This window comes from Serratia sp. MMO-28 (assembly GCF_037199905.1).
GTDB lineage: Bacteria > Pseudomonadota > Gammaproteobacteria > Enterobacterales > Enterobacteriaceae > Chania > Chania oryzae.
The window spans coordinates 22956-43863 of sequence record NZ_JBBCVB010000012.1; the positions used below are offsets into that span (position 1 = coordinate 22956).

Below are 20908 nucleotides of genomic sequence, written 5' to 3' on the forward strand. Positions count from 1 at the left end.
AGATGGGGTGTCTATGGTCTTTTCTAAAATTCGTCGTCAATGCCTGTTGGGTGTGATGGCCGTTGCGTTGGTCACCGGGTTGAACGTCAAAACCTATGCGGCCGATAACCTGCTCGACCAGGTCAAACAACGCGGTACGCTGATTGTTGGGCTGGAAGGGACTTACCCGCCATTCAGCTTCCAGGGGGAAGACGGTAAACTCACCGGCTTTGAAGTGGATTTCGCCAATGCGCTGGCTGAGCGCCTGGGCGTGAAGGCCAAGCTGAATCCAACCAAATGGGACGGGATGCTGGCTTCGCTGGAGTCCAAACGTATTGACGTGGTGATCAACCAGGTCACGATCTCCGAAGAGCGTAAGAAAAAATATGACTTCTCAACGCCTTATACCGTTTCAGGTATTCAGGCGCTGGTGAAGAAAGGCAACGAAGGCACGATCGCCAAGGCTGACGATCTGAAAGGCAAGAAGGTCGGGGTTGGTCTGGGTACTAACTACGAGCAATGGCTGCGTGAAAATGTGCAGGGTGTTGATGTGCGCACCTATGATGATGACCCAACCAAATATCAGGATCTGCGCGTCGGCCGTATTGATGCCATTCTGGTCGATCGCCTGGCCGCGCTGGATCTGGTGAAGAAAACCAGCGATACGCTGGCGGTTGCCGGTTCCGCTTTCTCCCGTCAGGAAGCGGGTGTTGCGGTGCGTAAAAACAATCCGGAACTGCTGGCTGCCATCAATCAGGCGATTGCTGAGATGCAGAAAGACGGAACGTTGGCGAAGCTCTCAGAAAAATGGTTTGGCGCGGACGTAACTAAATAATGCATGAGAGTATCCAACTGGCGCTGGATTCAGCGCCATTTTTATTAAAGGGTGCCCTGTTGACTCTCCAGCTCAGTTTGGGGGGCATGGCACTGGGGTTAATGCTTGGTTTTCTGTTGGCGCTGATGCGCCTTTCGCCATTGTGGCCGGTATCCTGGTTATCCCGCATTTATGTCTCGCTGTTCCGTGGCACTCCGCTGATCGCACAACTGTTTATGATCTATTACGGTCTGCCGCAGTTTGGCATTGAGCTGGATCCGTTCCCGGCGGCGCTGATTGGTCTTTCACTGAATACCGCGGCGTATACTTCGGAAACCCTGCGTGCGGCGATCTCGTCGATCGACAAAGGGCAATGGGAAGCGGCAGCCAGTATCGGTATGACGCCATGGCAGACAATGCGCCGGGTGATCCTGCCGCAGGCGGCACGCACCGCGTTACCGCCGCTCGGCAACAGTTTTATCGGGCTGGTCAAGGATACATCGCTGGCAGCAACCATTCAGGTGCCAGAACTGTTCCGGCAGGCGCAGTTAATTACCTCACGCACGCTGGAGGTGTTTGCGATGTATCTGGCGGCGTCGCTGATCTACTGGGTGATGGCAACCTTGCTTTCTGCGCTGCAAAATCGCCTGGAAGCGCATGTTAACCGTCAGGATCAGGAGTAACCGATGAGTGCCATTGAAGTAAAGCAGTTGGTCAAACAGTTCAAAGGGAACACGGTGCTGCACGGTATCGATCTCGAGGTGAACTCCGGCGAAGTGGTGGCGATTATCGGGCCAAGCGGTTCTGGCAAAACCACCTTGCTGCGCAGTATCAACCTGCTGGAAGTGCCTGAATCAGGCACCATCCGCGTAGGGGATATCGAGATTGACGGTGCGCGCCCGCTGAGCAAGCAGAAGCAGCAGGTGCGTGCTCTGCGCCAGCAGGTGGGGTTTGTTTTCCAGAGCTTCAATCTGTTTCCGCACCGCTCGGTGCTGGAAAACATCATTGAAGGGCCGGTGATCGTCAAAGGCGAGGCGAAAGCCAGCGCAGAAGAACGCGCCCGTGCACTGTTGGCGAAGGTGGGGCTGAGTGGCAAAGAGCAGGCTTACCCCAAGCGTCTTTCCGGTGGCCAGCAGCAGCGCGTGGCGATTGCTCGCGCGCTGGCGATGCAACCGGCGGTGATTCTGTTTGATGAACCGACCTCGGCGCTCGATCCTGAACTGGTGGGTGAGGTGCTCAACACCATCCGCGCCTTGGCAGAAGAGAAACGCACCATGGTGATTGTGACGCATGAAATGAGCTTTGCCCGTGACGTTGCCGATCGCGCCATCTTTATGGATCATGGCCGCATTGTGGAGCAGGGGCCGGCGAAAGAGCTGTTCGCCAACCCGCAGCATCAGCGTACCAAACAGTTTCTGGATAAGTTTCTGAATCAGTAGCCAGTAGTTTTAATCTGGTAGGAAATGAAGCGCCCCCTTCCTGATGGTTGGGGGCGTTTTACTGTTAATTAAAAGCGTCAGAAAGCTCACAGACCACGTCTTTTGCACTGCTGATCTTTTCAATGCAGCCCGCTTTATGCCCGGTGAGAATAATTGCGCCAACAAGCAGCCAAATGGCTGCCTGAGGTTGATTAACGTTGATTGGCGTATTTAGGCGATCGCGGGCCATACAGGATGGCACCATCTTCCCCGGCGGAAAGGAGACGCGTATTGGCAATCGCACCAATATCGAAGCCTTTGTCGCTGATGGTATCTACAACTTGGTTTATCGCCGCAGTAATCAGTATCCCGACGAGACCACCGCCCGAATTGCTGTTGTTCTCGTTGCTGGAGGCAGTGGCGCTGCCCGCCCACAACTGCTTACCCGTGCGCAGATCGACCAGTTTGGCATTCACGGTGACGCGGGTTTCACTGCCGATCACGATATAGCTGGTGCCGTATTGGGTGACATCCAGATACAGCACGGCGTCAGCACCGAAGATCTTATGCAGCTTCTGAGTACTGACCGCGCGGATATCGTTGGCATTGGTCAACCCATTCTGCTGGAAAGTTTCTTCCACCACGGCGACCGGCAGCACGTAGTAACCCGCTTCTGCCAGCGGTAAGGTCGCGGTAGACAGCACGCTGTGGCTGGCTTTGACGTCAGGAGATTGGCTGGTTGGCGGCAAAACCAGGATCGATTTTGGCTTGCTTGCGTGGAAGGCGGTGTAGTCATAAGCGGGTTTCTTGGCGCAACCCGCCAGCAGCAGTACTGCAACCGCAGCCAAAAGACCTAATGCACGTTTCATTTGAAACTCCCTTTATCTTTGCTCATCAGGAAATCCATGAACGGCGCTGATTCCGGGAACAGGGATTTTTCAGTGTTGAATTCAGCCATCGCCAGTTCGGTGCGCCCGGTTTTAACGTACAGCATACCGAGATGAGCATGTAAGCCCGGTGGAACAGCTTGGCCTTTCGCACGGGATTTTTCGAGGCTTTCTTTTAACGCGGCGATCTGCTCTTCCGGGCTAGAAGCGTCCTGCTGATAATATTGGTATACCGTTTTCTGGTAACCATCCCAGTTGTAAAGAGGTTTTTGTGGCGCAGCACAGCCGCCTAACAGAGTTGCTGCCAGCAGCACTCCACCAATTTTTTTATTAATCATCATGATTCTTTTTTTATAATCCGTTAGTTGGTTGGGCGCCAGGCACCACTTTCGATCCCTGCAACCAGGTTGTTAACCGCTTCGCGCACGGCCAGATCCAGCACTTTGCCGTTCAGGGTTGAGTCGTAGCTTGCCGTGCCACCAAAACCGATCACTTCGCGGTTCGACAAGGTGTATTCTCCTGCGCCCTGGCTGGAGTAAACGACTTCAGAGGTTTGCACGTTAACCACGTTCAGGTTGACTTTGGCATAAGCGACCTGTGATTTACCGCGGCCCAGAATGCCCCACAGTTGCTGATCGCCCACTTCCTTGCGACCGAACTCGGTAACATCACCGGTGATCACATAGTTTGCACCTTTCAGGGTTTGCTGTTGGCCCTTGATACCCGCTTCGGCTTTCAGCTCATCCATATTGGCGCGATCCAGCACGTTGAAACGGCCAGTCTGCTGCAGATGGGTGATCAGGATGGTTTTTGACTGGTTACCCAAGCGGTCAACGCCATCGGAGAACACCCCGTTCATATAGCTGGAACGGTTATCAAATTTGCCGACGGCGATCGGGCTACGCACGCCTTGATACGCCGTATTGTAGGAGGCAACCTTTGGCACCTCGAGCGAACGCGAAGATTCGGTAGCACAACCCGCCAAGAGGGTAGTAAGGGTAATAGAACACACAATGAGTGATTTTTTCATCGGAATGAAATCTCTCCATGATGACGAATTCAGGAAATAACCTTCATGTATAATTACAGGATAGGTATTTATCTAATGTATATTTAAGTGAAGTATCAGAGCGCTTTTCTCAGTGAGATAGATTCACGCCGCGTATCCTAACAGAAACACGTTTCGTAAAGGATAAGGCTGCACACTTTACTATGAGATTTCTACCGTATATACCCTTCATACTTCAAGTTGCTTGGGTGTTGGCTGCCTTCGTTCACCCCAGTCACTTACCTGAGTAAGCTCCTGGGGCTTCGCTCAGTTGCCGCCTACAAGCAACTCGAATTATTTTGGGTATAGCGGGATAAATATCTTTTAAAAATCCCCAGTCACTCAGTTTGCTGAGCTTCTGGGGATTTCTATTTATTCATCCTGAAAATTAATGACGCTGCTTTATTTGCACAGGTTAGCCAATCGTCATCAGGCTGGCGTTGCCCCCTGCGGCGGCGGTGTTGACGCTCAATGAACGTTCAATCAGCAGGCGCTCGAGCAGAATATGGGTTTCACCGCGGGCGAAGCCCTGCACCGAGACAATGGCACCGCTGCGCTGAGCGATGTGCTCGCACAGGGTGCGTAGCTGATCGGCATCGCCGTGGTAGATCGCGGCATCAAACGCCACCTTATCCTGCTGCCAGTCTTTGCTGAAGCTGATGCGCGCCTGCACGGCGGCGGGCAGGCGGCGGAACAGCGTGCGCTGCAACTCTGCTTCCGGCCACAGCACCTGGCTGCCCACGGCCAATACTGCCGCCAACTGAGCCAGCGCATCGGCATCGTTATCGGCCAGGCACAGCACGCGTTCACGCGGCAGCAGAGCGTAAGTATTGCGCTCCCCGGTCGGCCCCGGCAGAGGCCGCACGATCCCACCTTGGCCCAGTTCGGCATACTGTTGCGCCAGCGCCGCCAGGTCGTGCTGCTTTTCGGCCACGGCCCACTGCTCCAGCGCCTGATGCGGTGCCAGTAGAGCCGGGCGCGCCGTTGCTTCCTGCGGGCGTTCGCTATCTTGGCGGTTCAGGGTGCGCTGCACTGCATCCATTGGGCGGCTAGCGAGCAGACGGTACAGATAGAGCGGCCCACCAGCTTTCGGGCCGGTGCCGGACAGGCCTTCGCCACCAAACGGTTGCACACCAACCACCGCGCCGACCATATTGCGGTTAACGTACAGGTTGCCGACCTTGGCGCTGCCGGTCACGCGGGCGATGGTTTCATCAATACGCGTATGAATGCCTAACGTCAGGCCATAGCCAGCGGCGTTGATCTGCTCAACCAGCTTATCCAGATTGGCACGTTGATAACGCACCACGTGCAGCACTGGGCCAAAGATCTCTTTCTGCAGCTCATCGAAGCTGTCCAGTTCGATCAGCGTGGGTTTGATAAAGGTGCCGCGTGCCCACTCTTTCTCGTCCTGCCCGTTGCCTTTGGCGGCCTGATAAACCTTGCGGCCCTTGGCGCGCATGGCTTGAATATGGCGCTCAATACCGGTTTTGGCTTCAATATCGATGACCGGGCCGATGTCGGTCGACAGGCGCTCTGGGTTACCCATGCGGCATTCGGCCATGGCTCCGCGCAGCATTTGCAGCGTGTGTTCCGCCACATCTTCCTGAATACACAGGATGCGCAGTGCAGAGCAGCGCTGCCCCGCGCTGTCGAAGGCCGAAGCCACCACGTCGGTTACTACCTGTTCGGTCAGTGCGGAAGAGTCGACGATCATGGCGTTCAGGCCACCGGTTTCGGCGATCAACGGCGTTGGGCGGCCTTGCGGATCCAGGCGGCCAGCGATGCTGCGTTGCAGAATACCGGCGACTTCGGTAGAGCCTGTGAACATCACGCCGCGCACGCGGGCGTCGTTAACCAATACCGATCCCACGGTTTCACCTTGGCCTGGCAGCAACTGCAAGACACCCTGCGGTATTCCGGCCTCCAGCAGGATCCGCACCGCCTGCGCGGCCACCAGCGGCGTTTGCTCCGCCGGTTTGGCCAGCACGCTGTTGCCTGCGGCGAGCGCGGCAGCAACCTGGCCGGTGAAGATCGCCAGCGGGAAGTTCCACGGGCTGATGCACACCACCGGGCCGAGCGGGCGATGGCTGTCGTTGGCAAAGTCGTCACGCACCTGGCCAGCGTAGTAGTACAGAAAATCAACCGCCTCACGCACTTCGGCGATGGCGTTGCTGAACGTTTTGCCCGCTTCACGCACCAGAATGCCCAGCAGGTTCTGCAACTGGCCCTCCATCAGTTCAGCCGCGCGCTCCAGAATGGCCGCGCGTTCAGCCGGAGGGGTGGCAAACCAGATTGGCCCGGCCGCGGCCGCGGCGTCCAGCGCCCGGCTGACCTCGCCCGCGGTGGCTTCACGCACGTAACCGACGATATCCCCCGGTTCTGCTGGGTTGAGCACCGGTTGTTCCACGCCCTGATCCAGCGCGGCATCGATAATAGGTTCGGCGCGCCATGGCTGTGCGGCACTGGTGAGCAGCGCGCTGGACAGCGAGGCCAGGCGATGTTCGTTGGCGAGATCCAAACCGTTGGAGTTGACGCGTTTGTCGCCGTACAGTTCACGCGGCAACGGAATGCGTGGATGCGGCAGGCCGATCTGGCCTTCGCTGGCCGCCAGCACTTCAACGGCGCTGACCGGATCGGCCACCAGTTCATCCAACGGCAGTGTGGCATCGGCGATACGGTTAACAAATGAGGTGTTAGCCCCGTTTTCCAGCAGGCGACGCACCAGATAAGCCAGCAGGGTTTCATGCGTGCCTACCGGGGCGTAAATGCGGCAAGGGCGGTTCAGTTTGCCGTCGGCCACTTTGCCAACCACCTGTTCGTACAGCGGTTCACCCATGCCGTGCAGGCACTGGAACTCATACTGCCCCGGATAGTAGTTATTACCGGCCAGATGATAGATGGCGCTCAGGGTATGGGCGTTGTGGGTGGCAAACTGCGGGTAGATCAGGTTCGGTACGGCCAGCAGCTTACGGGCGCAGGCCAGATAGGAAACGTCGGTATACACCTTGCGGGTATAAACCGGGTAGCCTTCCAGGCCGTCCATCTGGGCACGTTTGATCTCGCTGTCCCAGTAGGCGCCTTTCACCAGGCGGATCATCAGGCGACGACGGCTGCGGCTTGCCATATCAATCACCGCATCAATGGCAAACGGGCAGCGCTTCTGATAAGCCTGGATCACGAAGCCAATGCCGTTCCAGCCCGTCAATTGTGGTTCAAAGCACAGCTTTTCCAGCAGATCGAGCGAGATCTCCAGCCGATCGGCTTCTTCGGCGTCAATGTTGATGCCGATATCATACTGGCGTGCCTGTAATGTCAGCGACAGCAGGCGCGGATACAGCTCGTCCATTACGCGATCGTATTGTGCCCGGCTGTAGCGCGGGTGCAGAGCTGAAAGCTTGATCGAGATTCCTGGGCCTTCATAGATGCCGCGGCCGTTAGAGGCTTTGCCGATGGCGTGGATCGCCTGCTGATAAGACACCAGATACGCCTGCGCGTCGGCCTCGGTCAGCGCCGCTTCGCCCAGCATGTCGTAAGAATAACGGAACCCTTTATCTTCCAGCTTGCGGGCGTTGGCCAGCGCTTCAGCGATGGTTTCACCGGTGACAAACTGCTCGCCCATCAGGCGCATGGCCATATCCACGCCTTTGCGGATCAACGGTTCGCCGCTCTTGCCGATAATGCGGTTCAGCGAACTCGACAGGTTGGTTTCATTGTGGGTAGACACCAGCTTGCCGGTAAACAGCAGGCCCCAAGTCGTGGCGTTGACGAACAGCGATGGGCTGCGGCCAAGGTGCGAATGCCAGTTACCGTTGCTGATTTTGTCGCGGATCAACGCATCGCGCGTCGGTTTGTCTGGGATACGCAGCAGCGCTTCCGCCAGGCACATCAGCGCCACGCCTTCTTGTGAAGACAGCGAAAACTCCTGCAGTAAACTTTGCACCATGCCAGCACGGCCATTGGCCGTTTTTTGGTTGCGCATCTTCTCGGCGATGCCATACGCCAGCTTGTGGGTCGCCTGGGCCTGATCGGCAGGCAGACGCGCCTGTTCCAGCAGCATCGGCACCGCTTCGGTTTCCGGGCGGCGGTAGGCGGCGGTAATGGCAGCGCGGGTGACGGACTGCGGCAGGATCTGTTCGGCAAAATCCAGGAATGGCTGGTGGGACTCTTCATGGGTTTGCGGCATAATGTCGTCCGCTTCGGCCAGCCCGGCGGCGGCGAGCGCAGGCAGTTCGGGAAGATCGGAACCGCTTTCGAGACGCTCGAGGTAATTAAAAATGGCTTGCTTGATTAGCCAGTGCGGCGTGCGGTCGATGCGCTGTGCCGCGCTTTTAATCCGGTCACGTGTGGCTTCATCAAGCTTCACGCCCATAGTGGTAGTGCCCATGCCAGTCCAACTCCTGTGTTTAGAACCTATCCCATCAGGCATACAGAGAGCGTGCAGATAAGCCTGCTGGGATAGGTTCGTAGCTAGGTTGTGTTATTAATGCGGACAATATCCAGCATGTTGCAACTTTGTGCAACCTTGTTAAATCAGGGCCGTGATTGAAGTGTGATTTCAATCGGTTTTTTAACATCGAACTACGGTACGGATCTTGCGGGCATCTGCGGCTGCCGGTTATCCAGGGCCGTATTTCCCTGCATTAAACAGGGATAATGGAGAGGTGCAACTCATTTTATGATGGATGAGTGCAACCTATTGGGTGGTTAAATGTGACGCAGGGTGAACTTTGTGTAACTTTATTGTTAAATATCTTGTTGGCTGCGGGGGGCCTCATCTAGGATAGCCCGCGTTTATACACGCCATACTTCAAGTTGCATCGGTGTTGGCTACGTCTGCTCGCACCCGTCGCAGAGTTTTCTATGCTCCTGGCGGCTCTCGAACTGGCCGCCTGCATGCAACTCGAATTATTTAGGTATAGACCATGCCGGGCAGAAACTATCTTTACCCGCTGCCTATCGCAATGCGCCACGTTCCGGCACTTGGCGGGTGAAATACATGACATAAAAATACCCGATGCATTTCAGCTGCCTGCCAATACGTGGCCGTCTGAAAGATAAAGGGAATAATAAAAGTGGAGAGTTGAATGACAATGAGCACACCGATGCTGGTGACCTTCCTGGTGTACATTTTTGGGATGGTGTTAATCGGCTTACTCGCCTACCGGGCGACCAACAACTTTGATGACTATATTCTGGGCGGCCGCAGCCTGGGTAGCGTGGTGACCGCGCTTTCCGCCGGGGCATCCGATATGAGCGGCTGGCTGCTGATGGGCCTGCCGGGGGCGATCTTCCTGTCCGGTATTTCAGAAAGCTGGATCGCCATCGGCCTGACGATTGGCGCTTACCTGAACTGGAAGCTGGTGGCTGGCCGGTTGCGCGTGCATACCGAAGCCAACAATAACGCCCTGACGCTGCCAGACTATTTCACCAGCCGTTTTGAAGACAACAGCAAGCTGCTGCGGGTGATTTCCGCCATCGTCATTCTGGTGTTTTTCACCATCTACTGTGCCTCGGGCATTGTGGCCGGTGCGCGTCTGTTTGAAAGCACCTTCGGCATGAGCTACGGCACGGCGCTGTGGGCCGGTGCGGCAGCCACCATCCTTTACACCTTTATCGGCGGGTTCCTGGCGGTGAGCTGGACCGATACCGTGCAGGCCAGCCTGATGATTTTTGCGCTGATCCTCACGCCGGTGATCGTGATTTTCGCCGTTGGCGGGATCGACACGTCGATGCTGGTGATTGCCGCTAAAAACCCGGCCAACGTTGACATGATGAAAGGGCTGAATTTTGTCGCCATTCTGTCGCTGATGGGCTGGGGGCTGGGGTATTTCGGCCAGCCGCATATTCTGGCGCGCTTCATGGCGGCAGATTCCCACCGCACTATCCGCAGCGCACGCCGGATCAGTATGACCTGGATGATCCTGTGCCTGACCGGCACCATTGCGGTCGGTTTCTTCGGCATCGCCTATTTTGCCAATAACCCGGAACAGGCGGGGAATGTGTCACAGAATGGCGAGCGGGTCTTTATTGAGCTGGCCATGTTGCTGTTCAACCCTTGGATCGCGGGCATTCTGTTGTCGGCGATTCTGGCGGCGGTGATGAGTACCCTGAGCTGCCAGTTGCTGGTGTGTTCAAGCGCGATTACCGAGGATTTGTACAAAGCCTTCCTGCGTAAAGGTGCCAGCCAACGTGAGCTGGTGTGGGTGGGGCGTGCCATGGTGCTGCTGGTGGCACTGATCGCGATCGCGCTGGCCGCCAATCCGGAAAACCGTGTATTGGGCCTGGTTAGCTATGCCTGGGCAGGGTTCGGTGCTGCGTTTGGCCCGGTGGTGCTGATCTCGGTCATGTGGTCACGCATGACGCGCAACGGCGCTCTGGCCGGTATGCTGGTGGGGGCGATCACCGTGATCGTCTGGAAGCAGTATGCCTGGCTGGACCTGTATGAAATCATCCCTGGCTTCCTGTTTGGCAGCATCGCCATCGTGCTGGTCAGCCTGATGGGGCGCAAGCCTTCGGCGACCATGACCGAGCGTTTTGACCTGGCTGAAGCCGAGTTTAAAACGGTGTAATGCCTGTTTAGCCTCCTCCTGACGATCGGGAGGAGGCTGCAACATCACTCCCTTCCTGGCCTGCTTTTCTCCCTGCTGTAACAACTGGCGACATTTGATTAGTAAAAATCACGCGCCCCTCTCTTGTATTTCTTTTTTCAATAATGATAATCACTATCGTTCTTGTTTACTTTTCTTTACATTGCTTGCGGCTGGGTTGCTCGCGTGCCAGCACCTTTTCAGGGGTTACTTATTTATGTTCGTTCCCTTTCTTATCATGTTCCGTGAGGGGCTGGAGGCCGCGCTGATCGTCAGCCTGATCGCCAGCTATCTGAAGCGTACTCAACGGGGCCAATGGCTCGGCATCGTGTGGATAGGTGTGATCGTTGCCGTTGCGCTGTGTTTGGCATTGGGCATCTTCATCAATCAAACCACCGGCGAATTCCCGCAAAAGCAGCAAGAGCTGTTCGAAGGGCTGGTCGCGATAGTGGCAGTCTGCATCCTCACTTATATGGTGTTCTGGATGCGGAAGGTGTCCAAGTCGGTCAAGGTGCATCTGGAAGGGGCGATCGATCACGCGCTCAACTCCGGCAAGGGCCAAGGCTGGGCGCTGGTGGCGATGGTGTTTTTTGCCGTTGCCCGCGAAGGGCTGGAGTCGGTGTTTTTCCTCTTGGCGGCGTTCCAGCAGGATGTCGGCAGCGCAGCGCCGATCGGTGCGCTTCTGGGGTTAGGAAGCGCCATCGTGGTCGGTATGCTGATCTACTGGGGCGGCGTGAAGCTGCATCTGGCTAAGTTCTTCAAATGGACCAGCCTGTTTATTCTGTTCGTCGCGGCCGGGTTGGCGGCGGGGGCGATCCGCGCTTTCCACGAAGCGGGCCTGTGGAATCACTTCCAGGCGATCGCCTTCGATCTCAGCAATACGCTGTCGACGCATTCGCTGCTTGGGACGCTTCTGGAGGGGATGTTCGGTTACCAGGAAGCGCCAAGCGTCAGCGAAGTGGTGGTCTATTTCCTTTATCTGATCCCCGCATTGGTTTTCTTTTTCCGCCCGCAGCGTACGGGGCCCGCAGTGTTCCCGGCGCAACATAAAATTCATCATTGATTTCATAGGGGATCTCATATGTCTACTCCGTTATTCCGCCGTAAGGCTCTGTGGTTAGCCACTCCGGCATTGGCATTCAGCCTCAATGCGTTGGCGGCGGACGTGCCGCAGGTGAAAGTCACCGTTAATGACCAGCAGTGTGAGCCCATGCAGTTGACCGTTGCGGCAGGGAAGACCCAGTTTGTGGTGCACAACGCCAGCCAGAAGAACCTGGAGTGGGAAATCCTTAAAGGGGTAATGGTGGTGGAGGAGCGTGAAAATATCGCGCCGGGCTTCAGCCAGAAAATGACGGCTAACCTGGAACCGGGTGAATATGACATGACCTGTGGCCTGTTAAGCAACCCGAAAGGCAAGCTGACGGTGACCGCCGCCGCTGCAGCAACCGATGGCAAACCGAATGCGTTGGATCTGGTCGGCCCGATTGCTGAATATAAAGTCTACGTTACCAAAGAGGTGGAAGGGCTGGTCAAGCAGAGCAAACTGTTCACCGAGGCGATCAAGGCTGGTGATGTGGCGCAGGCGCGCAAGCTGTATGCGCCAACCCGCCAGCATTATGAGCGTATCGAACCTATTGCTGAACTGTTCTCCGATCTGGATGGCAGCATTGATGCCCGTGAAGACGACTATGAGAACAAGGCGCAAGATCCGCACTTCACCGGTTTCCACCGTCTTGAAAAAGCGCTGTTCGCTGATAACAGCACTCAAGGCATGGGGCACTATGCCGAGCGTCTCTATAGCGACACGCTTGAACTGCAAAAACGCATTGGCGAACTGACCTTCCCGCCGAGCAAAGTGGTGGGCGGTGCTGCGGGCCTGATCGAAGAAGTGGCGGCCAGCAAGATCAGCGGTGAAGAAGACCGTTACAGCCGTACCGACCTGTGGGATTTCCAGGCCAACGTGGATGGCGCGCAGAAGATCGTCAATCTGCTGCGGCCGCTGCTGGAAAAAGCCAATCAGCCATTGCTGGCAAAGATCGATGCCAACTTTAAAACGGTGGATAGCGTGCTGGCGAAGTATAAAACCGCAGAGGGTTATGAATCTTACGAGAAGCTGACCGCTGCGGATCGTAATGCCATGAAAGGGCCGATCACCGCGCTGGCGGAAGATTTAGCGCAGTTGCGCGGCGTATTGGGTCTGGATTAAGGCGGCGTATTATGAGTCATCATTTCGGCCCGGAAGCTGGGCCGTTAACTCAGGAAGAAGGCACGCCCTCGCCATCACGCCGCCGTTTGCTGCAGGGGTTGGGCATGATCGGCGGAGCTTTGGTGCTGGGTGGGAATTCTTTGGCACAGGCGGCAAATAAAACCGAAGAACCCCTGGCGCAGCCGCAGGATGAACGCTGGCAGAAACAGCCGTTTTATGGTGCGCATCAGGCCGGTATTCTCACCCCACAGCAGGCGGCTATGATGCTGGTGGCCTTCGACGTGTTGGCCACCAATAAAACGGATCTTGAGCGCTTATTCCGCCTGTTGACCACGCGCATTGCGTTTCTCACCCGCGGGGGAAAAGCGCCGGAGATCGATCCCAAACTGCCTCCGTTGGATTCTGGCATCATGGGCTCGGAAATTTACCCGGATAACCTGACGATCACCCTGTCTGTCGGTGCTTCGCTGTTTGATGAACGCTTCGGCCTGCAGGCGTATAAACCGTTGCGCTTGCAGAAAATGACGCGCTTCCCGAACGATTCGCTGGATGCTGCGTTATGCCATGGCGATCTGCTGCTGCAAATCTGTGCCAATACCAATGAAACCGTGATCCACGCGCTGCGCGATATCATCAAGCATGCACCGGACTTGCTCAGCGTGCGCTGGAAGCGTGAAGGGTTTATCTCTGCCCATGCGGCGCGCAGTAAAGGCAAAGAGACCCCGATCAACCTGCTTGGTTTTAAAGACGGCACCGCTAACCCGAAAACCAGCGATAAGCCGTTGATGGATCAGGTGGTGTGGGTGGGGGACAACGCGGGTGAACCTGCCTGGGCGGTGGGGGGCAGCTATCAGGCCGTGCGCATTATCCGTTTCCACGTGGAGTTCTGGGATCGTACCCCTCTGCAGGAACAGCAAAGCCTCTTTGGCCGAGAAAAACACAGCGGTGCGCCGCTGGGGATGAAGCACGAGCATGATGAACCAGACTATGCCAAAGACCCAGAGGGGAAAATGATCCCAATGGACGCGCATATTCGGCTGGCTAACCCGCGCACGCCGCAAACCCAAAGCAGCCTGATGCTGCGCCGTGGCTACAGTTATTCGCTGGGTGTCTCTAATTCTGGCCAATTAGAAATGGGCTTGCTGTTTGTCTGTTATCAGTCCGACCTGGAAAAAGCGTTTCTAACGGTGCAGAAACGGCTGAATGGTGAAGCCTTGGAAGAATACGTTAAGCCGATTGGTGGCGGGTATTTCTTTGTTTTACCGGGTGTCAAAGAGGCCGGTGATTATTTGGCCAGCGGTTTGTTGCAAACCTGAAGTGCTGAAATGTTGAGCTGTCTACTAAAGGCACAGCGCAGGTTGTGCCTTTTTGCTTGCTGCTATTTTAATCTGGCAATCAAAATGTCATTGCTGATTTTTAATGATAACTAATTGATTTAAAGTGATAAAAAATTTATCTGGAATGGCATGAGCGGCATGATATAGTGTTTTTGCACGATCTGAAAACAGCGAATATTAAAAATTTTTACATTTTAGTAACACGGCAAGTTTGAATGTCATTATACTGTAATCATCTGGCGGTAGTTTCACTCGGTGCACAGCTTAATGCTGTAAATATCACTGCGGGGATCGCTAATGGTAAAGTCCTTGGTTGGGCTACAAAAGACAAATAACATCACCTCCCTGATTTCTCGTTATAACGAGGGCTCTCCCTCCGACTCTCAATTTCTCAACAATTCTTGGCTTTTCTTGCGCCGCAATCTGGCTGACACACTCTCTTATTGCGTACCCACCCTCGCGTTGTCCTGTGAAGAAACGGTGCATTACCCTGCTGCCGCGTATTCACGTTATTCATCGGCTTATATTGGCTCTAAAGGAAGCCAAAACCTAATACGTGTGTGAAACATAATCGTACGGCATCTGATGCCGCTGCGGTAGGTGAAACAAACTGTAAGGTGCCACCATGGGAAGACAGAAAGCAGTGATCAAAGCACGTCGTGAAGCTAAACGCGTTATTCGCCGTGACGCACGTAGCCATCGTCAACGTGAAGAAGAAAGCGTGACCTCTCTGGTGCAAATGGGAGGGGTTGAGTCTATCGGCATGGCACGTGACAGCCGAGATACTTCTACCATTGAGGCGAGAACCGAAGCTCAGGGTCATTACTTATTAGCGATAGAAAATAAACAGCTGATATTTGCCACTGGCGAAGCCGGCTGCGGTAAGACATTTATCAGCGCCGCCAAGGCGGCAGAAGCCTTAATACATAAAGAGGTGGATCGGATTATAGTGACGCGTCCGGTTCTGCAGGCGGATGAAGACCTCGGCTTTTTGCCTGGGGATATCTCTGAGAAATTCGCCCCTTATTTCCGGCCGGTGTATGACGTGCTGCTGCGCCGTTTAGGATCGTCGTTTATGCAATACTGCCTGCGCCCGGAAATCGGCAAGGTAGAGATCGCGCCTTTCGCCTATATGCGCGGGCGTACCTTTGAAAATGCGGTAGTGATCCTGGACGAAGCCCAGAACGTTACGGCCAGCCAGATGAAGATGTTCCTGACGCGCCTGGGTGAAAACGTTACGGTGATCGTCAATGGCGATATCACCCAGTGCGATTTACCGCGCGGCGTGATATCCGGCCTTAGCGACGCGTTGGAGCGCTTCGAAGAGGACGAAATGGTGGGCATCATCCGCTTTGACAAACAAGACTGCGTCCGCTCGGCACTTTGCCAGCACACGCTTAATGCTTACGATTGAGATCGTTGAACTTTATGAAAGGCCACTGCGGTGGCCTTTCTTACGCCCCGGACTACGTGGAGTGCAATTAAAAACAGAGAGTTAAGCTGTATTGTAGACATCTGTAAACCTCTAAAAGCAACTCAAGTGTGGACACTATGTGGACGCCTCTACGCTTGCTTTCCCCCTTAATGGATTGTAGGCAATCGCATCTTGCAGAAAGTCTGGAGCAAGATCCGCACCGCGTTTAAAGACCGTGGCCTGAGCGTTTACGGTATGCGTGTTGTTGAGCCGCACCATGACGGGACGCCGCACTGGCATATGATGCTGTTTTGCGAACGCCAGCAGCGCCAGCCGATCATCGACATCATGCGCCGGTATGCACTGAAAGAAGATGGTGACGAACGCGGCGCGGCAAAGAACCGCTTTGACTGTAAGCACTTGAACAAAGGCGGGGCCGCTGGCTACATCGCTAAATACATTGCCAAAAATATCGACGGCTATGCGCTTGATGGCGAGATCGATCACGATACCGGTAAGCCACTGAGGGATATGGCCGCCGCTGTTACTGCCTGGGCGTCTACGTGGCGTATTCCGCAGTTTAAATCTCTCGGTGTGCCAACCATGGGCGCTTACCGCGAGTGCCGTGCTGATTGTTTACGCCGGATTAGCTTGGCCGAGACGTTTGACGAGCGAGTCGAAGCGGTTCGCGCGGCTGCTTCTGCGGGTGACTTTGCGGCGTACATTGACGGGCAGGGTGGTGCAAACGTCCCGCGTGACGTTCAGACGGTGCGTGTGGCGCGCAAGGTGGCCGATGAGCCGAACGCCTATGACGAAGAGGTGCAGAAGGTGGTCGGTATCTTCGCGCCGCATCTTGGTGCCGGTCATGTATTTGAAACCCGTACAACAGAATGGCGCATTGTCCGTAAAGCTGTTGACGTTGAGCCTTTGACTTTAAAAGCGCCTCTGGCGCGCCTCGGAGTCCTGTCAATAACTGTGGGGAGGTTGAGCGAGAACTGGAGCCAGTATTGACTGTTACACCGCCTGAGTACGTCACAGCGGTGATGAATTTGATTGGGAGCGGGGATGTTAGTTGGGATGATCCAGACGTCGCTAAGGCGCTGAGAGAGGCGATATGTAGGCAAGCATCAAAGGCCAATTGCGGGTCGGTCAAAAAACGTAATAAATTGCAAAAAGTATGTGGCAAGGTCTAGAGGACGACTTTCCCTATAAATCAAAAGGGAGTGGGCTTATCTGTTTCTGATAGTGGTAAATACTCATTTCTGGGTTAAAATTACAGTTGATGGAGTGGATTGAGAAGGCTAAGATGTACGGTCTGACATGCGCCAATGCCAATAGTGTACATGTGCGCAGCTGAGTGGGGTTGGACAAGTATGTCCTGAAAAGACTACATAAAGTGTAGTGGATTTTTGCAGCAACCGAACTAAGAGAGACTAAAATGAGCAAGAAAATGATCGCTATCCAAGTTAGAGGCGACCGTACTGTTAAGACGGTTCCCTCTTCTAAACTTGAAGAAAGTGCTAATCGTTCTCTGCGCGCATCTTTTTCGCTGGAGGGGCAGAATGTCAATGACACCACCTGGGCTAAAATGAATTCTGTGTCCCAATATCTGACTAGGGTTGTTTAAATTTCATTGATCGCCCTACTAAACAGGGCGATCAGGTTTCTTTTATCATCATGAATAGCCCTTCTAACCGCATAATGGTACGCTTTTTTGTTCTTTGTTGAACCATCTAACATCTCAATAGCTAAATCATAACCCATAGTTATAGATATTATCTGAAGAAATAATCTTATAGTTCTACCGTTTCCATCCTGAAACGGGTGAATCCAAGCGAGTTCCGCATGTAATGTCACTAATTTTTTTACTAATTCGCTTTTGTTTTTAATTTTCGAGAGTTCGGTTCTATTGCATGCTCGTAAGCAAAGTTTTATAGAACGCTTAATATCCTCAGCTTCCATAGTAGGCCTTTCTTTATCACCAACAACTACAGGATGGTTACGATATTTCCCTGCCCAGTCATAGATTCCGTTGAATAAGGCAAGGTGACATTCTTGAAGAGTTGTCTCTCCAATAGGTAATGCTTTGTTTCTTGCATATTTTTCAATTAATTTAAAATTCCTCATATACGACATAATTAATTCAGCGAAAGCCACTTCATAATTATATTTTGCAAATGTTAAGTTAGGTATTGCCATTTTTTCATATCTTAGATTTACACCGTCGTTTAAAAGAAATATTTTCTTGCTTTCATATTTTACTTTTATTACTTTATCGACGGTGTATGGGAACTCATGGTGGTGAGGAAGGACGTGTAAGTATCTGTTTTTTTTCCTAAAGTCTACCCCTACGATAGTTCCAAAAAGAAATAGTGTGACGCTGGTGTTGAATAAAACACCAATTGAATCACCTATTTGAATCTCGGTTCGAGTTAAATCAGAAGTGGATTCTTTATACTTAAGAAGGTGTGAAACTGAGGGTATGTTCTTTTTGAGTTTTAGTTTACTATTTCCACAGAAAACCTCTTTTGTTTTGTTATTCCAAAAGTAATTACATTCTTTTTTTCCTCGTTTTGTTTTTTTGATATGTATAATATCATCATCACAAATTGAGATTGTTATTTCAAAACGATTGTTTTTAGGTTGTTTGGTAATGAACTTTGACATTTAAATTTACTCAAAGAAGTGTTATATTATTCTATTATATAAAAAAGGCAAGCGACACAACTTTTTTTTATTATCGAGATGAAAATCATCATTTTGATTTTAAAGGAGTTGTTGTCTTGGGTTGCATGATTTTGCATGCAAAATACTATCCCCTTAAAGTTGAATAACACTAGTACTGGAGCGATTTGTATTGACTCATGCAACTGCATTAAAACCTACTCATGAAGCGGGCAGGTGTGGCGGGGATAGCATTGCGCGCAGTCGGTGTTTTACGTCATTTAAAAATCGCTGTCAGCGGCTAGTTACGGCGATTTATCATCGCGTCTAAATCCTCAGCGTGACACATCACATTGATGTGGTGCGATAGCGACGCTCTCAGAGCGTGGCAGGGCGTTCGGCCTATGTTGTTCCTCAAGTCATCCTGATAAGCATAAGAAATGAATCCTCTACGTCTTGCGATGGTGTCATAAAGTGATACTATGAACTCCATGAACAAACGACACCAAAAAACGCTGTCAGATGTGTTTGCCCGGCCTGTCAACGGTTCTATAAAGTGGTCTGATATTGAGGCGCTTTTTACCGCATTAGGGGCGGAGATTCACGAGAGGGAAGGTTCTAGGATCGCGGTGCTGCTGAAGGGTGAGAAACGCATCTTTCATCGGCCCCACCCCAGACCTACCACTGACAAGGGGGCGGTCAACTCCATCAGGATCTGGTTGGACAGTTTAGGAATTAAACCATGATGAATAACACACTGAAGATCGACGGCCATATTGCCGTGATCAGCTTTGACCCGGAGATCGAAATGTTTCGGGGTGAGTTTATTGGGTTGAATGGTGGGGCAGACTTTTACGCCTACAGCGTGGAAGAACTCAAGAAAGAAGGGGCCACCTCACTGGCGATCTTTTTGGACGAGTGCCGTCAAGACGGGATTGCACCCTATAAAGCCTACAGCGGCAAAGTAACTACCCGCCTCTCGCCAGAACGCCATCAGGCGTTAGCGGTAGCGGCACAGGCGACCGGGCAATCCATCAACGAATTGCTTAATGAAGGCGTTGACCTGGTTATCGAAAAACACTCCTGATTCCGCGCAAAAAACTGTTATTACCCGGAGAATTGGGGTTATTTTCAACGTGTGATCAATGCGTGCCACGCTAATAAATATTTCAGGCCACCTTGCGTGGCCTTTCTCCTTTATTGGGCTGGTGCCAGTTGGTTTCTTTCCGACAAGTACTGAATAAATAACAGCCCTAACGCGATCGTCACCGGTATGAATACCAGGATATTGAGCCAGAACCAGCCGATGGTATGCAGCATCTGCCCGGATAACAGTGAGGCTAATGCGGTGGTGCCAAAGACAAAGGTGTCGTTCAGGGATTGCGTTTTCAGCCGTTCCTGGTGGGTGTAACAGGAACTGAGCATCACCGTGGCGCTGACAAAGCCAAAGTTCCAGCCCACGCCCAGCAGGATGAGCCCGCTCCAGAACCAGATCACCTCGTTACCAACCATGGAAACCGCAGCGGCACAGGCCGTTAACAACAGCCCGGTGACACAGATTTTACGCGGGTCAAAACGTGTCATCAGCCTGCCGGTAACAAATCCCGGCGCATACATCGCCAGAATATGCCACTGGATACCCAGCGTTGCGGTAGACAGGCTGTGGCCGCTATGCAGCATGGCCAGCGGGGTTGCGGTCATCATAAACGTCATCAATCCATAAGAGACCAGGCCTGCCACCGCGATAGCAATAAAGCGGAATGAGCTGGCAATTTCTCTCAGGGAGCGGGGAGGGGCCAGCAGCGTTTCGTGTTGATGCAGTTGCTCGGAAAGATGGCGCTGCTGGGCCGCTAACTGTGCCGTCATACGCCGCATGCGCCATAAAAACAGCAGGGCGATCAGGGCTAATAAAGACTGGCTGAGAAAGCTGGCGGACAGCGGCACCGGTAAGAGATTTTGCGTCCAAATCACCAACTGTGGGCCAATCAGCGCTGCCAGCAGCCCGCCGAGCATAATACGTGAGATCGCCATGGGTTGTTCTGGTCTAGCGACATAGTCCGTTATGGCAAAGCGATAGTTCTGTACGCATGCCGCATAGCACCCTGCCAGCAGGCAGCCCAAACAGAACAGGCCGAAAGAACCGCTGATCACTCCCCAGGAGGCTATGGCACCGCCGAGTAACGCACTGAGCGCACCAAGGGTATAAGCATTAACGCGGCCAATGCGAGCCATCAGGAAGCCGATGGGTAAGACGGACAACGCCAGGCCGATGTTAAACAGGCTGACTGGCAGGGTGGATAAGGTTTTGTTGCTGCTTAAGGTTTCGCCCACCAATCCACCCAGCGAGATAATAATCGGCGGTGAAGAGGCCCCGATCGCCTGCAGGGCAAATAGCAAATAGATATAGCGCTTGGTTTGCGCCTGGTACGCGTCTGTCCCTGTTTTCACGCTTGCCTGCTCCACAGTCGGCATCCTTTGGTTTGCGATGATATAAAAAATCAGGCGGAGTATCTGCACCGCCTGATTTGGGGATGTTATTTACGGCCGCAGC

17 protein-coding genes and 1 pseudogene are annotated in these 20908 nt (G+C 53.6%); 12 read left to right on the plus strand and 6 right to left on the minus strand.

Annotation, left to right across the window (positions count from 1 at the left end; all coding sequences use genetic code 11):
* The first annotated feature begins 13 nt into the window (after positions 1–13).
* The 3 genes from tcyJ to tcyN are packed head-to-tail and all read left to right on the plus strand — an operon-like array spanning position 14 to position 2232.
* Positions 14–814: a cystine ABC transporter substrate-binding protein gene (gene tcyJ / locus WG891_RS12330; RefSeq protein WP_337262997.1), complete on the plus strand. Its 801-nt coding sequence runs from the start codon at positions 14–16 to the stop codon at positions 812–814.
* Positions 814–1476, plus strand: coding sequence for a cystine ABC transporter permease (gene tcyL / locus WG891_RS12335; RefSeq protein ID WP_076941343.1), 663 nt, complete (start codon positions 814–816; stop codon positions 1474–1476). Before tcyJ ends, tcyL begins: the two co-directional genes overlap by 1 nt.
* A gap of 3 nt (positions 1477–1479) precedes the next feature.
* Entirely contained in the window at positions 1480–2232 is a 753-nt protein-coding gene (tcyN, locus tag WG891_RS12340; protein WP_076941342.1) for an L-cystine ABC transporter ATP-binding protein TcyN, read from the plus strand.
* Between the two features lie 191 nt (positions 2233–2423).
* Here tcyN and WG891_RS12345 read toward each other — a convergent pair whose 3' ends face one another.
* The 4 genes from WG891_RS12345 to putA form a co-directional block, all read right to left on the minus strand.
* On the minus strand, positions 2424–3080 hold the full coding sequence (locus WG891_RS12345) for a DUF799 domain-containing protein (RefSeq protein WP_337262998.1): 657 nt from the start codon (positions 3078–3080) through the stop codon (positions 2424–2426).
* Positions 3077–3439, minus strand: a complete 363-nt coding sequence (locus tag WG891_RS12350; protein WP_337262999.1) for a DUF4810 domain-containing protein — start codon at positions 3437–3439, stop codon at positions 3077–3079. Before WG891_RS12350 ends, WG891_RS12345 begins: the two co-directional genes overlap by 4 nt.
* A gap of 20 nt (positions 3440–3459) precedes the next feature.
* Positions 3460–4128: a CsgG/HfaB family protein gene (locus WG891_RS12355; RefSeq protein ID WP_337263000.1), complete on the minus strand. Its 669-nt coding sequence runs from the start codon at positions 4126–4128 to the stop codon at positions 3460–3462.
* 433 nt (positions 4129–4561) lie between these two features.
* Positions 4562–8533, minus strand: a complete 3972-nt coding sequence (gene putA, locus WG891_RS12360) for a trifunctional transcriptional regulator/proline dehydrogenase/L-glutamate gamma-semialdehyde dehydrogenase (RefSeq protein ID WP_337263001.1) — start codon at positions 8531–8533, stop codon at positions 4562–4564.
* Positions 8534–9233: 700 nt separating this feature from the next.
* On the opposite strand from putA, the gene putP reads away from it, so the two are divergent.
* From putP to WG891_RS12395, 7 genes and pseudogenes are all read left to right on the plus strand, one after another.
* Positions 9234–10718 (plus strand): sodium/proline symporter PutP, encoded by a 1485-nt coding sequence (gene putP, locus WG891_RS12365; RefSeq protein WP_337263002.1) that lies wholly within the window; start codon positions 9234–9236, stop codon positions 10716–10718.
* Between the two features lie 235 nt (positions 10719–10953).
* Positions 10954–11799 carry an iron uptake transporter permease EfeU gene (gene efeU, locus WG891_RS12370; RefSeq protein WP_337263003.1) on the plus strand — a complete coding sequence of 282 codons (846 nt, stop codon included), beginning with the start codon at positions 10954–10956 and terminating at the stop codon, positions 11797–11799.
* An 18-nt stretch (positions 11800–11817) separates the two neighbouring features.
* Positions 11818–12942 carry an iron uptake system protein EfeO gene (gene efeO / locus WG891_RS12375; protein WP_337263004.1) on the plus strand — a complete coding sequence of 375 codons (1125 nt, stop codon included), beginning with the start codon at positions 11818–11820 and terminating at the stop codon, positions 12940–12942.
* Between the two features lie 11 nt (positions 12943–12953).
* A complete protein-coding gene (efeB, locus tag WG891_RS12380; protein ID WP_337263005.1) occupies positions 12954–14258 on the plus strand; it encodes an iron uptake transporter deferrochelatase/peroxidase subunit in 1305 nt (434 codons plus the stop codon).
* Positions 14259–14904: 646 nt separating this feature from the next.
* Positions 14905–15693 (plus strand): phosphate starvation-inducible protein PhoH, encoded by a 789-nt coding sequence (phoH, locus tag WG891_RS12385; protein WP_337263006.1) that lies wholly within the window; start codon positions 14905–14907, stop codon positions 15691–15693.
* 180 nt (positions 15694–15873) lie between these two features.
* Positions 15874–16832 (plus strand): annotated as a pseudogene (locus WG891_RS12390) (replication endonuclease); the annotation flags it as partial.
* A gap of 299 nt (positions 16833–17131) precedes the next feature.
* The gene (locus WG891_RS12395; protein WP_337263007.1) at positions 17132–17320 is read left to right on the plus strand and encodes a hypothetical protein; all 189 of its coding nucleotides are present in this window, start codon (positions 17132–17134) and stop codon (positions 17318–17320) included.
* Here the strand turns inward: WG891_RS12395 and WG891_RS12400 are convergent.
* Positions 17317–18360: a Fic family protein gene (locus tag WG891_RS12400; protein WP_337263008.1), complete on the minus strand. Its 1044-nt coding sequence runs from the start codon at positions 18358–18360 to the stop codon at positions 17317–17319. The two genes, WG891_RS12395 and WG891_RS12400, sit on opposite strands and share 4 nt — an antisense overlap.
* Before the next feature lie 488 nt (positions 18361–18848).
* Here WG891_RS12400 and WG891_RS12405 point away from each other — a divergent pair, with 488 nt between their 5' ends.
* Complete coding sequence (locus tag WG891_RS12405; protein ID WP_176984467.1) at positions 18849–19103, plus strand: type II toxin-antitoxin system HicA family toxin; 255 nt, start codon at positions 18849–18851, stop codon at positions 19101–19103.
* Positions 19100–19444, plus strand: a complete 345-nt coding sequence (locus WG891_RS12410) for a type II toxin-antitoxin system HicB family antitoxin (protein ID WP_241680058.1) — start codon at positions 19100–19102, stop codon at positions 19442–19444. Before WG891_RS12405 ends, WG891_RS12410 begins: the two co-directional genes overlap by 4 nt.
* 110 nt (positions 19445–19554) lie before the next feature.
* Here WG891_RS12410 and WG891_RS12415 read toward each other — a convergent pair whose 3' ends face one another.
* Positions 19555–20820, minus strand: coding sequence for an MFS transporter (locus WG891_RS12415; protein WP_337274581.1), 1266 nt, complete (start codon positions 20818–20820; stop codon positions 19555–19557).
* Positions 20821–20908 lie beyond the last annotated feature (88 nt).

What these genes read in the sequence shown, in the direction of transcription:
- tcyJ (WP_337262997.1), top strand. Translation starts at nt 14, where the DNA reads ATGGTCTTTTCTAAAATTCGTCGTCAATGCCTGTTGGGTGTGATGGCC.
- phoH (WP_337263006.1), top strand. Translation starts at nt 14,905, where the DNA reads ATGGGAAGACAGAAAGCAGTGATCAAAGCACGTCGTGAAGCTAAACGC.
- tcyL (WP_076941343.1), top strand. Translation starts at nt 814, where the DNA reads ATGCATGAGAGTATCCAACTGGCGCTGGATTCAGCGCCATTTTTATTA.
- WG891_RS12410 (WP_241680058.1), top strand. Translation starts at nt 19,100, where the DNA reads ATGATGAATAACACACTGAAGATCGACGGCCATATTGCCGTGATCAGC.
- efeO (WP_337263004.1), top strand. Translation starts at nt 11,818, where the DNA reads ATGTCTACTCCGTTATTCCGCCGTAAGGCTCTGTGGTTAGCCACTCCG.
- WG891_RS12350 (WP_337262999.1), bottom strand. Translation starts at nt 3,439, where the DNA reads ATGATGATTAATAAAAAAATTGGTGGAGTGCTGCTGGCAGCAACTCTG.
- efeB (WP_337263005.1), top strand. Translation starts at nt 12,954, where the DNA reads ATGAGTCATCATTTCGGCCCGGAAGCTGGGCCGTTAACTCAGGAAGAA.
- efeU (WP_337263003.1), top strand. Translation starts at nt 10,954, where the DNA reads ATGTTCGTTCCCTTTCTTATCATGTTCCGTGAGGGGCTGGAGGCCGCG.
- WG891_RS12395 (WP_337263007.1), top strand. Translation starts at nt 17,132, where the DNA reads ATGAGCAAGAAAATGATCGCTATCCAAGTTAGAGGCGACCGTACTGTT.
- WG891_RS12400 (WP_337263008.1), bottom strand. Translation starts at nt 18,360, where the DNA reads ATGTCAAAGTTCATTACCAAACAACCTAAAAACAATCGTTTTGAAATA.
- WG891_RS12405 (WP_176984467.1), top strand. Translation starts at nt 18,849, where the DNA reads ATGAACAAACGACACCAAAAAACGCTGTCAGATGTGTTTGCCCGGCCT.
- tcyN (WP_076941342.1), top strand. Translation starts at nt 1,480, where the DNA reads ATGAGTGCCATTGAAGTAAAGCAGTTGGTCAAACAGTTCAAAGGGAAC.
- putA (WP_337263001.1), bottom strand. Translation starts at nt 8,533, where the DNA reads ATGGGCACTACCACTATGGGCGTGAAGCTTGATGAAGCCACACGTGAC.
- WG891_RS12345 (WP_337262998.1), bottom strand. Translation starts at nt 3,080, where the DNA reads ATGAAACGTGCATTAGGTCTTTTGGCTGCGGTTGCAGTACTGCTGCTG.
- putP (WP_337263002.1), top strand. Translation starts at nt 9,234, where the DNA reads ATGACAATGAGCACACCGATGCTGGTGACCTTCCTGGTGTACATTTTT.
- WG891_RS12355 (WP_337263000.1), bottom strand. Translation starts at nt 4,128, where the DNA reads ATGAAAAAATCACTCATTGTGTGTTCTATTACCCTTACTACCCTCTTG.